The 11,442-nt window shown below is 72.0% G+C and carries 8 protein-coding genes; 4 read left to right on the top strand and 4 right to left on the bottom strand.

Annotated elements, in window-relative coordinates:
• Positions 1-263 precede the first annotated feature (263 nt).
• Complete coding sequence (locus RGI145_RS02935; protein WP_237183184.1) at positions 264-1,532, top strand: cupin domain-containing protein; 1,269 nt, start codon at positions 264-266, stop codon at positions 1,530-1,532.
• A complete protein-coding gene (locus RGI145_RS02930; protein WP_083670329.1) occupies positions 1,532-2,371 on the top strand; it encodes an OmpA family protein in 840 nt (279 codons plus the stop codon). Before RGI145_RS02935 ends, RGI145_RS02930 begins: the two co-directional genes overlap by 1 nt.
• 338 nt (positions 2,372-2,709) lie before the next feature.
• Here the strand turns inward: RGI145_RS02930 and RGI145_RS02925 are convergent, their stop codons facing one another.
• Positions 2,710-4,281 (bottom strand): UdgX family uracil-DNA binding protein, encoded by a 1,572-nt coding sequence (locus tag RGI145_RS02925; RefSeq protein ID WP_075799781.1) that lies wholly within the window; start codon positions 4,279-4,281, stop codon positions 2,710-2,712.
• Positions 4,274-5,638 carry a putative DNA modification/repair radical SAM protein gene (locus RGI145_RS02920; RefSeq protein WP_237183183.1) on the bottom strand — a complete coding sequence of 455 codons (1,365 nt, stop codon included), beginning with the start codon at positions 5,636-5,638 and terminating at the stop codon, positions 4,274-4,276. The genes RGI145_RS02925 and RGI145_RS02920 overlap by 8 nt, the downstream gene beginning before the upstream one ends.
• Before the next feature lie 192 nt (positions 5,639-5,830).
• Between RGI145_RS02920 and tcuC the strand changes: the two genes are divergently transcribed.
• Both tcuC and RGI145_RS02910 read left to right on the top strand, forming a co-directional pair.
• Entirely contained in the window at positions 5,831-7,135 is a 1,305-nt protein-coding gene (gene tcuC, locus RGI145_RS02915) for an MFS transporter (RefSeq protein ID WP_075797165.1), read from the top strand.
• A gap of 376 nt (positions 7,136-7,511) precedes the next feature.
• A complete protein-coding gene (locus RGI145_RS02910; protein WP_075797164.1) occupies positions 7,512-9,095 on the top strand; it encodes an ABC transporter substrate-binding protein in 1,584 nt (527 codons plus the stop codon).
• Positions 9,096-9,119: 24 nt separating this feature from the next.
• On the opposite strand, the gene RGI145_RS02905 is transcribed toward RGI145_RS02910, so the two are convergent.
• Complete coding sequence (locus RGI145_RS02905) at positions 9,120-10,103, bottom strand: ABC transporter substrate-binding protein (protein ID WP_075797163.1); 984 nt, start codon at positions 10,101-10,103, stop codon at positions 9,120-9,122.
• A 145-nt stretch (positions 10,104-10,248) separates the two neighbouring features.
• Complete coding sequence (locus RGI145_RS02900) at positions 10,249-11,427, bottom strand: DUF808 domain-containing protein (protein WP_075797162.1); 1,179 nt, start codon at positions 11,425-11,427, stop codon at positions 10,249-10,251.
• Positions 11,428-11,442 lie beyond the last annotated feature (15 nt).

Genomic DNA, 11,442 nt, shown 5'->3' with positions numbered 1-11,442 from the left:
TGTGCTCTGCCCTGCCCCGGCCTGCTTGCTGCGGTCCGGTTGCACAGGGCGGTTCCTGGCGTCCCCGCTGGTATCGGCGCCCTGTCCGGGGGACGCAAGGCACGCGCCGGTGACGCTTCCGCGCACCGCACCTCATCTTCCCCGGCCCCATCTCCCGGCCTTCGCCTCACCGGCGGGCCGGTGGCGGAGCGGCCCGCCGATGCAACCACGCCACAGATGCCGGCGATGCGCGGCATGCGGGGTGACGGCCCCCGGAGGTGACGATGACGGCCGCCCGGCCCTCGGCTAGGCTGCGCGCCATGGCCCTGTCGCTTTCCGATCTGCTGTCGCCGGTCACGCCGGAACGCTTTTTCGCCGAGTTCCACGACCGGCAGCCGCTGCACATCCCGGGCGGCGCGGCGAAGTTCGCCGCCGTGCTGTCCTGGCGCGCGATCGACCGGCTGCTGGACATGACCCATATCTGGTCCAGCCAGTCGCTGCGCGTGATGATGGACACCCAGGCCGTGCCGCCGGAGGCCTATTGCATCCGCGCCACCGGCCGCGACGGGCAGGCGGTGCAGCAGCCCGATTCCCGCAAGCTGCGCGACTGGGTGGCACGCGGCGCCTCGATCGTCATGAACGACGTGGACAGCCTGACCCCCGGCCTCGCCTCGGTCAGCGACGCGCTGGAGGATGCCGGGCTCGGCAAGGCGCAGGCCAACGTCTATATCTCCTTCCGCCAGCACAAGGCCTTCCCGGCCCATTTCGACACGCACGACGTCTGGGCGGTGCAGGTCGAGGGCGAGAAGGTCTGGAACATCTGGAGCAACCGGGCGGAATGGCCGATCAGCCATCCCTCCTTCCGCAATCTCGGCCAGGCGCATCACGAGCAGGCCAAGGGACCGCTGCGCGAGAAGGTGGTGCTGAAGGCCGGCGACCTGCTCTACCTGCCGCGCGGCTGGTATCACGACGCGATCACCGAGGCCGACACCTCCGTCCATGTCGCCTATGGCGCCAATGCGCCGCTGGGGCTGGACCTGCTGTCGATGCTGTTCGAGCGTGCGATCCAGGACCCGCTCTTCCGCCAGCCCCTGCCCCGCCAGGACGGCACCCCCGCCGCGCAATTCGCCCTGAACACGCGGGCCGGGCAGCTCGGCACCCGGCTGTCGGAATACTGCCGCGAACCGCGGGTGCTGGAGATGCTGGGCCGCCTCGTCGCCGAGCACCGTTTCCACCGCGGCGGCAACAGCCTCCTCGCCACCCGGGGGCTGAGCGTGCCCGAGGAAGCGGCCGCCCCGGCCGAGAGCGGCGAGGGTGGCTTCCGCGTCGTGGCGGAGGGCGCGAAGCCCGTGCGGCGCGGCAGCGAATGGCTGCTGAAGACCGGGTCCGGCACCCTGCCCCTGTCCCCCGCCGAGGCCGAGGCCGCCGGCTGGATCCTGTCGCGGCGGGAGGTGGACGAGGCCGGGCTCAGCCGGGCGCATCCGGGTGTGGATGCCGCCGGCTTCCTCCAGCGCCTCGCCGGGGCCGGGCTGCTCGCCCAGGCGGCCTCGTGATGGTTCCGTTGCTGCCCGGCCTGCTGGCCGCGATCCTCGCCCCCGCGATCCTGTCCCTGGCGGCCACCCAGGCCACGGCCCAGGCCCCGCGGCGGGATTTCAGCTGCGTCGGGGCGGAACGGCTGGAGGACGATGTCTTCGCCATCCCCTTCCGCTCCGGCAATGCCCAGGTCACGGAGGCGGCCCGCAGCGGACTCGCCGCCGCCGCCCAACTGATCAAGGCGGAACCGGACCGCGATGTCTGCGTGCTGGGCCACAGCGACCGGGAGGGCGGCCAGACCAGCAATGTCCGGCTCGCGGCCAGCCGCGCGCGGGCGGTGGCGGAGGCGCTGACGGCGCAGTACGGCATCCCCGCCGGGCGCCTGCGGAGCGAGGCGCGCGTCGCCGGCTTCAGCCGCAGCACCGAGAACCGCAACCAGCGCAACGTCACCATCGTGGTGCTGCCGGCCCGTGCGCCCACGCCCGAACCGGCGCCGAAGCCCCAGACGGCGCCTCAGCCGGCGCCTCAGCCGGCGCCTCAGCCGGTGCCTCAGCCGGTGCCTCAGCCGGCACCCCAGACGAAGCCCGAGACCCCGGCCGCGCCGCCCGCCGACTCCCGGTCGCCCGCGTCTCAGCTGCCGGCCTCCCAGCCCGCCGCGCCGGCGAAGCCGCCTGCGGAGAAGCAGGAGGTGCCGAAGCCCACCGCCGAACCGAAACCCGGATCGCCGGAGAGCCGTCCGGAGAGCGAGAAGCCGGCCGCGACCCCGCCTGCCGCCGCGGGCGACGGTGCCACGCCCCCGACGGACGAGAAGAAACCCGACCGGCCCGGCACCAACGAAGCTCCGAAACCGGCTCCCTGATGCGAAGGGCGGAGGGCATGGATCATCGGAAGCGTCACGGTCCGGTGCTGTCCACCCTCATGCCATCGCGGATTTTAGGGCTTTAAGATTTTAGGATTTTAGGCCTTTATCCGCACGGATGGAGGTGGGGTTCTCCTGACGGCACAGGGAGGGAGAATGCTTCCTGGGCTCTCGTATTCAGGGGCCAGTTGCGTCGTGCCGGGGCGTTGATTTTATTCCCATAGCCTGAGCCGGACCGAGGAAGCAAGGGCGTTGGGGACCGCGTGGCGGGGTCAGGCCTCCGGGGCAGACGGCCTGCCTGCGGAGGACAGCCTGCCCCGGTGTCCCATCCGGCGGCGTCAGGCCGCGGCGGGCAGGCTGCGCGCGGTGGCGGCGGCCTTGGCCAGATCCTCCACGAAACGGTCGTATTCGCGGGCCTTCATGGCGGAATCGGGAATCCGCAGCAGATAGGATGGGTGGACGGTCGGGTAGAAGAGGCGCCCGTCCGGCGCGCGCAGCACGTTGCCCCGCACCTTGGTCACCGGCATGGCGCGGCCGGTGACGGCGCGCAGCGCCGTGGCGCCGAGCGTGACCAGCAGGCGCGGCGCCACCAGGGCGATCTCGTGCTCCAGGAAGGGCCGGTAATAGGTGATGTCTCCGGCATCCGGCGTCTGGTGCAGGCGCCGCTTGCCGGTCGGGGCGAATTTGAAGTGCTTCACCGCGTTGGTGACATAGGCCTCGTCCCGCGCGACGCCCGCCTCCTCCATCGCCCGGTTGAAGAGCCGCCCGGCGGGGCCGACGAAGGGCCGGCCGGCGAGATCCTCCTCGTCGCCCGGCTGCTCGCCCACGAACATCAGCAGGGCAGCGGGAGGCCCCTCGCCGAAGACGAGCTGCGTCGCTTGCCCGGCCCAGTCCGGCAGGTCGTTGCGGGTCTCGATCTCGCGCTTCAGCGCGGCGAGGGCGGCGGGGACGTCGCTGTCCGCCTGGGTCTGGGCATGGGGCATGGCGGCGGTTCCAACGCGCGAGGGGGCCACCGGGTGCAGGCCATCCGGACGGCCGCCCGGGAGGGAGACAAGATGCGCCGTCCGCTGGCGCCTTGGGGCGGGCGGGGTGGCGCCGCGCTCCACCATGGCGGCGACCCGGGCGGGGGCCTCGGCGATCAGGCGGGGAATGTCGCGCGCCTCGGGCAGGTTGCGCCAGTAGCGGCGGGGCATCTCCGCCAGCATCGCGCCGGTCTTCAGCCGGGCAGGGTTGAAGATGGCGCCGAAGTAGGTGCGCCAGAGATCCTCCGCCGCATCCTCGGCCGGGGCATCGGCGCGGCGGGCGCCGGGGCCGAAGCGGACCTCTCCGCCTTCCGGTCCCTCCCCCGGTCCCTCTCCTGGCCCCTCCCAGTGCGCCGAGCCTCCGGGCGTCAGGATGCTCCAGCGCAGGGCCGCGAAGCGCCGCCGGAAGAAGCCCGCCTCGGCGCGTAGGATGTGGTGCCCCGGCTCGAACCAGGCGACGAAGCGGGCGCCGTCCTCGCCCGGCGCGACCCGCATCTCCCGGAAGCGGACGAAGGCATGCATCTTGTGTGCGTCCCGCCGCACCGCGCGGGCCATGGCCTCGGCGCGCCCCACATCGGGGTCGGAGGCCACTTCCAGCAGCCCCCGCTCCGCCTGGAGCCGGTGCAGCAGCCGGTGCAGCAGGGCGAAGCGCTCCGGATCGCGGTGGCGGATCACCTGTTCGGCCAGTTCCGGGAAGGCCCTTGGCACGCGCGGCGCCGGGGCGTCCTCCGGTGCCTCCGGCGGCGGTGGCCCGGCCAGCAGGGCGGGCGGATCGGCGGGGCTGGACCAGGAGACCCGTTCCGGCGCGATGCCGGCGATCACCAGCGCCCGCGCCGCCGCCCGCCAGCCGGCGAAGTCGTCGGGCGCCTCCAGGGCGACGCTATGCATGCGCGCCTTCTCCATGAGCGCCTTCCGGGCCAGGGAGGACGGCGAAGAGCGAAAGCTGGCGGGGGCGCCCCGGCGGCGCCATGGGCAGGGAGGCGGCCAGCCCTCCCTCCGGCGACAGCAGGGCGCGCAGGTCGGCGCGGTCGAGCAACCCGGTGCGCGGATGATGCCCGGCGGCGATCAAGAAGGGCGCCACCTTCCGCAGCGGGATGTGCAGCCGCGCCAGATCCTCCAGCCGCAGCGTCCGGTGCCGCCGTGCGGCGATCACGCGCTCCACCGTCTTCGCCCCCAGCCCCGGTACGCGCAGCAGCATCTCCCGCCCCGCCCGGTTCAGGTCCACCGGGAAGCGGTGCCGGTTGCGCAGCGCCCAGGCGAGCTTGGGATCGATGTCGAGATCCAGCATGCCCGGCGCGGCGCCGTCCTCCCCGGCTGGCGCCACGATCTCCCCGGCCTCGAAGCCGTAGAAGCGCATCAGCCAGTCCGCCTGGTAGAGCCGGTGCTCGCGGACCAGGGGCGGCGCCATGGGCGGCAACAGGGCGGGCGCGTCGGGGATGGGCGAATAGGCGGAGAAATAGACCCGACGCAGCCGGTAGGAGCCGTAGAGCGCCGCCGTGGTGCCCAGGATCTGGCGGTCGTCCACGCCATCCGCGCCCACGATCATCTGCGTGCTCTGCCCCGCCGGGGCGAAGCGCGGCGGCGTGGCCCGGACCCGCCCGGCCTCGTGCTCCCGCCTTGCCTCCGCCGCACCCTCGATGCGCAGCCGAAGGTCGCCCATGGCGCGCTTGATGGCGCCGCTGTCCTTCTCCGGGGCCAGCCGGGCCAGGCTCTCCACCTTCGGCAGCTCGACATTGATGCTCAGCCGGTCGGCATAGGCCCCCGCCTGCGCCAGCAGCGCCGGATCGGCATCGGGGATGGTCTTGAGGTGGATATAGCCCCGGAAGCCGTGATCCTCCCGCAGTTCCCGCGCCACGCGGAGGATCTGCTCCATCGTGTAGTCCGGCGAGCGGATGATGCCGGAGGACAGGAACAGCCCCTCGATATAATTCCGCCGGTAGAAGTCGAGCGTCAGCCCGACCAACTCCGCCACCGTGAAGCGCGCCCGCGGCACGTTCGAGGAGGCACGGTTGATGCAGTAGGCGCAGTCATAGACGCAGGCATTGGTCAGCAGCACCTTCAGAAGGGAGATGCAGCGCCCGTCCGGCGCATAGGCGTGGCAGATGCCCATCCCCTCGGTGCTGCCCAGGCCGCCGTCGCGGCTGTCCCGCTTCTCGGAGCCGGAGGAGGCGCAGGAGGCATCGTATTTCGCCGCGTCGGCGAGGATTTCCAGCTTCCGGCGGAGGTCCATGGCACGGCTCTGCATGAATGTTCATATTATGTTCCGAACGGCGCCGGCAAGCGCCGCGACGGGCTCCGTCGGCGGAAATCCGGCGGCCGGAAGCCGGAATGACCTGACGGACAGAAGCATGCAAATTTTCCGTAATCTTCCGGCCCATGTTTCCGGATGGCCATGAGGTCTAGCTGACAGAAGACTGCCTGCTGGGAGCATGCCCTCTTGCCCACCCCCTCCTCCCGAAAAGACCAGATCAAGAACGTCTTCCGGGTTGCCTCCGGCAACTTCCTGGAGATGTACGATTTCACGGTCTACGGCTACTACGCCGCCGCCATCGGCCGGACCTTCTTTCCCTCGCAGAACCCCTTCGCCTCGCTGATGGCGTCGCTCGCGGCCTTCGGCGTCGGCTTCCTGATGCGCCCGCTCGGCGCGCTGGTGCTGGGCGCCTATATCGACCGGCACGGCCGCCGCAACGGGCTGCTGCTGACGCTGGCGATGATGGCGGTGGGCACGCTCTCCATCGCCGTGGTGCCGGGCTATGCGACGATCGGGCTGATGGCGCCGGTGCTGGTGCTGATCGGCCGGCTGCTGCAGGGCTTCTCCGCCGGCGTGGAGCTGGGCGGCGTGTCCGTCTATCTTTCGGAGATCGCGACGCCCGGCAACAAGGGCTTCTACGTCTCCTGGCAGTCGGGCAGCCAGCAGGTGGCGGTGATCTTCGCCGCGCTGCTCGGCGTGACGCTGGCCAGCCTGCTGTCCCCGGCGCAGATGGATGCCTGGGGCTGGCGCGTGCCGCTGCTGGTGGGCTGCCTGATCGTGCCCTACCTCTTCTATATCCGCCGCTCCCTGCCCGAGACCGAGGCCTTCCTGGAGCAGACGCGGCACCGCCGCCCGACGGCGGGCGAGATCCTGCGCTCGGTGGCCGCCAACTGGCAGGTGGTGCTGCTGGGCATGATGATGGTCACGATGACCACCGTGTCCTTCTACCTGATCACCGCCTATACCCCGACCTATGGGCGGGAGGTGCTGCACCTCGCCTCCACCGACGCGCTGATCGTCACCCTCTGCGTCGGCGTTTCCAACCTGATCTGGCTGCCCATCGGCGGCGCCATCTCCGACCGGCTGGGGCGCTTTCCCGTGCTGGTGGCCTGCACCGTGCTGGCCATTGCCACGGCCTATCCGGTGATCTCCTGGCTGGTGGCCGCGCCCTCCTTCGACCGGCTGCTGCTGTCGCTCCTGTGGCTGTCCTTCCTCTACGGCTCCTACAACGGCGCCATGGTGGTCTATCTGACGGAGATCATGCCGGCGGAGGTCCGCACCTCCGGCTTCTCGCTCGCCTATTCGCTGGCCACCGCCACCTTCGGCGGCTTCACCCCGGCGATCTGCACCTGGCTGATCGAGGTCACCGGCAACCGCGCCATCCCCGGCCTCTGGCTCTCCGTCGCGGCGGTGCTGGGGCTGGTGGCGACCCTGCTGTCGCATCGCCGCGCCATGGCGGCGGAACGCGCCGCCGGCGTCCTGGTGCCCTGACGGAACAACCGCGCTCCCCCGGGGGCCCCGGGGGCGTGGCACCCTGCTCGTCGCCCCCGGGAGAGGCTCTGCCTCTCCCGGACCCTCTCCGCCGGGGACCGACGCCGGCCCCCGGACCCCGGGCCTGAGTTGGCGCCGGTGGTGGGCGTCAGCCTGGGGTCCGGTCCCCAGGGAACTGGCGTGGAGCTGGGCGGGGACGCAGGGCCTCGCCCGCTTTCGCGGCGAACGCCCGGGCTGCCGCGCGATCCTGCACAGGACGGCATCAACCACGCCGCGCGGCGCCATCATGCCGGTGGGAGAGCGTCTCTATTTCGCTGGCCTCCGGGGCCGCCACGCCGTCAAGCTCGCTCTCCGGCGATCCGGAGGAGGGCGGGCGATGCGGCGCAGACAGTTCCTCGCGGGCGGTGCGGCCCTGGCGGCGGGCACCGGCCTCGCGCGGCCTTCCCTGGCGGCCACCCCCGCCGGCACGCTGCGCTTCGTGCCGCAGGCCGACCTGTCGAGCCTCGATCCGGTGTGGACCACGGCGACGGTCGCCTTCAACCACGGGATGATGGTCTACGACACGCTCTACGGCATCGACGCGTCGCTGACGCCACAGCCGCAGATGGTGGCGGGGCACGAGGTCTCGGATGACGGGCTGAGCTGGACCTTCACCCTGCGGGACGGGCTGCTGTTCCACGACAACGAGCCGGTGCGCGCGGCCGACTGCGTGGCCTCCATCAACCGCTGGGGCAAACGCAAGGGCTTCGGGCAACAGCTCCTGGCCCTGGCCGACGAGATCGCGGCGCTGGACGACCGGCGCTTCCGCATCCGGCTGAAGGCGCCCTTCCCGCTGATGACCTTCGCGCTGGGCGGGCCGGATATCTGCATGATCATGCCGGAGCGGCAGGCGAAGGTGGATGCCTTCGCCCAGATCACCGACGCCATCGGCAGCGGCCCCTTCCGCTACCTGCCGGGCGAACGCGTCTCCGGCTCCTTCTCGGCCTGGGAGCGTTTCGCGAAGTACCAGCCGCGGCAGGAGCCGCCCTCCTTCTGGGCGGGCGGCAAGGTGGCGAATGTGGCGCGGGTCGAATGGCGCGTCATCCCCGACCCGGCCACCGCCGCCAATGCCCTGCAACAGGGCGAGGTGGACTGGCTGGAAAGCCCGCTCTTCGATCTGTTGTCCACGCTGCGCCGGCAGCCGGGGGTGAAGCTGGTCTCCACCTCCTCCCTGCCCACGCCGGGCGTGATCGCGCTGAACCACACCCAGCCGCCTTTCGACAACCCGAAGCTGGTGCGCGCGATCCTGCCGGCCATCGACCAGGCGGAGTTCATGACCGCCGTGGTCGGCGACCAGACCGACCTGATGACGGTTCCGACGGGCGTCTTCACCCCCGGCACGCCGATGGCGAGCGATGCGGGGATGGAGGCGCTGACCGGAAAGCGCGACCTCGCCCTGGCGCGGCGGCTGGTGGCCGAGAGCGGCTACAAGGGCGAGCCGGTGGTCTTCCTGTCCGCCTCGGACCAGGCGGCGCTGGTGCCGATCGCCCAGGTGGGGCAGAGCCTGTTCCGGCAGATCGGGCTCAACGTCGATTTCCAGACCATGGACTGGGGCACGCTGGTCGGGCGGCGGGCCAGCGACAAGCCGGCCGCCGAAGGAGGCTGGAACGCCTTCTGCACCTCCTGGGCCGGGCTCAGCCTGAGCAATCCCGGCAGCCATTTCCCGCTGCGCGGCAACGGCAAGGGCGGCTGGTTCGGCTGGCCGACCAGCCCCAGGCTGGAGGCCCTGCGCGACGCCTGGTTCAAGGCGTCGGACCTCGCGGAACAGAAGCGTATCTGCGCCGGGATGCAGCGCATCGCGCTGGAGGAGGTGCCCTTCGTCCCGGTCGGCTCCTACAGCCTGCCCTCGGCGCTGCGCGGCAACCTCGACGGGGTGGTGCAGGCCAGCGGCACCATGTTCTGGGGTGTGCGGAAGGGTTGAGGCGCCGTTCCGGACGCTCCGGCCCTACCCCGCCGCGTCGAGCGGGAAGCCCCTGTCGATGGCCGCCGTGACGTCGATCCTCTGCTTCAGCACGCCGAATTCCACCGCCCGGTCGGCGGCCTGCTGCAACTCCGCCAGCAGTGCCTCGTCGAGCGGCACGGCGCGGGTCCGCTGCTTCTCGAAGGCCTGCTGCACGGGTTTTTCGGGCAGGCGGATCAGCTTCGCGTTGTAGGCGGCGTAGTCCGGCAGGTGCGCGGTGGCCCAGTTCCAGCCCGAGCGCTGCCGCCGCATCAGGTCGGCCAGTTCGCCGTGCCGGTCGCGCAGCGCGTTGCGGTGCGCCGCCAGGAAGCTGACGGTGGGGGTGAGGCCCGTGCCGTCCTCCAGCACGCGGGCGCCGAACTGCGCCACCTCGATGGAGACATAGGGCTCCCAGATCGCCCAGGCATCCACGGAGCCCGAGCGGAAGGCCAGCGCCGCCTCGGCGGGGCCGAGAAAGACATGCTCCACCGCATCCGGGGGCAGGCCGGCCCGTTGCAGCGCGGCCCGCACCAGGAACTGGCCCCAGCCGCCGCGATTGCCCGCCACCCGCTTGCCGCGCAGGTCGGCCAGTGTGTGGAAGGGTGCGTCGCCGCGCACCAGGATGGCCTGGGAGCGCGGATCGGCCCGGGTGGCGGCATAGGCCTGGAGCGGCGCACCGGAGGCGAAGACCGAGAAGAAGGCGAGGTCGCCCATGGAGCCGACATCCAGCGCATCGGCCGACAGCGCCTCCAGCAACGGCGCGGCGGCGGGGAACTCGCTCCATTCGATGGCGTAGGACACGCCCTCCAGCGCGCCGGAGGCTTCCAGCAGCGAGCGCAGCCCGCCCTTCTGGTTGCCCACGCGCAGCACCGGTGCGGCCCTGGCGGCACGGGGCAGGCTCAGCAGCGCCGGGGCGGCGAGCAGCCCGGCGGCGATCAGGGAACGGCGGCGCAGGGGGCGGGGGACCGGGGCGGCGGAGAGCGTCGTCATGGCCGCATTCTGGACCGTCCGGGTCCCGATCCCGAGTAGTCCAGTCTGGCAAAGTTGGGACGGAAACGAGGAGAATTCCGCTCCCGCGCCGCATGGCCGGAGAAGGGCTTTCCGGCTCTCCCCGCCCGACCCGCTCCTTCGGTCCTCAGCCCCCGCCGCCGCCCGCATCCACCCCGACCGGCCGCTTCCGGCCGAACAGACCTCCGGCCCAGGCCAGCGCCGGCCCGCCCAGATGCTCGACGAAGGGGAGCAGCAGGCTGCCCACCGCCAGCCCCAGCAGGCCGGACAGCGCGGCCGTGACGATCCAGGACGCCGCCGCCGCCGTGACGGCGGGCACCAGCGCCGCGACCGCATGGGCGGCGGCCTCCACCCAGTGCTCCGGCAGGGTCAGGCCGAAGGTTTCCATCCCGTGCAGCAGGATGCCGCCGCCGACCCAGAGCATGGCGGCGGTGCCGACGATGCCGAGCAGCCGCAGGAAGGGCGGCATTCCCCGCACCAGCCCCCGCCCGATCGCCCGCGTCACCGGCGCCAGGGCCCGGTCGGCGCCGGAGGGCTCCCGCGCCAGCGGCAGCCGCCGCAGCCCGAGCAGGCTGGAGACCGGGCACGGATTGGCTGCCAGCGACATGCCCACATCATCCGCCTTCACGATCAGCGCCACGCCGCCATAGACCAGCACCGTAAGCCCCAGCCCCACCACCGCCAGGATTACCGCCTGCGCCACCACGGAATCCGTGGTGAGGGAGGCCAGGGTCAGGGCCATGATCTCGGCGGAAAGGATGAAGTCCGTCTGGATCGCGCTGCGGACGCGCGCCTCCTCCCGCCGGCTCGCCCCGGCCGCGCCTCCGGACGCCGAGGTTCCGGGCGCCGAGGTTCCGGGCGATGGAGCCCCGGACACCGACGAGCCGGGCGATGGCGTGGCAGGTGCCGGGTTCGCGGATGCCGGCTCATGCTCCTCCCCGCCGGATGGGGGGTGGATCGCGTGCCAGACCTTCTCGGCGCCTTCGTAGCAGAGATAGGCGCCGCCCAGCATCAGCAGCACGGAGATGCTCCAGGGCGCCACGAAGCTCAGCACCAGGGCCAGCGGCAGCAGGTAGAGCAGCTTGTTCTTCACCGAGCCGACGGCGATCTTCCACACGATCGGCAGTTCGCGGGAGGCCGCGAAGCCGGTCACGTAGCGCGGCGTCACCGCCGCGTCGTCCACCACCACCCCCGCCGCCTTGATCCCGGCCCGCGCCGCCTGGGCGGATACATCGTCCAGCGAGGCGGCCGACATCTTGGCCAGCCCGGCGATGTCGTCCAGCAGCGCCAGCAAACCCGTGCTCACATCCGGTCCTTCCGC

Source organism: Roseomonas gilardii, from assembly GCF_001941945.1.
Classification (GTDB): domain Bacteria; phylum Pseudomonadota; class Alphaproteobacteria; order Acetobacterales; family Acetobacteraceae; genus Roseomonas.
Note: the sequence above shows the minus strand (reverse complement) of the source record. Positions and strands in the feature narration are given on the sequence as shown.

Coding starts and splice junctions, on each gene's coding strand:
- RGI145_RS02935 (WP_237183184.1), top strand. CDS start 264: ATGACGGCCGCCCGGCCCTCGGCTAGGCTGCGCGCCATGGCCCTGTCG.
- RGI145_RS02930 (WP_083670329.1), top strand. CDS start 1,532: ATGGTTCCGTTGCTGCCCGGCCTGCTGGCCGCGATCCTCGCCCCCGCG.
- RGI145_RS02925 (WP_075799781.1), bottom strand. CDS start 4,281: ATGCATAGCGTCGCCCTGGAGGCGCCCGACGACTTCGCCGGCTGGCGG.
- RGI145_RS02920 (WP_237183183.1), bottom strand. CDS start 5,638: ATGCAGAGCCGTGCCATGGACCTCCGCCGGAAGCTGGAAATCCTCGCC.
- RGI145_RS02910 (WP_075797164.1), top strand. CDS start 7,512: ATGCGGCGCAGACAGTTCCTCGCGGGCGGTGCGGCCCTGGCGGCGGGC.
- RGI145_RS02905 (WP_075797163.1), bottom strand. CDS start 10,103: ATGACGACGCTCTCCGCCGCCCCGGTCCCCCGCCCCCTGCGCCGCCGT.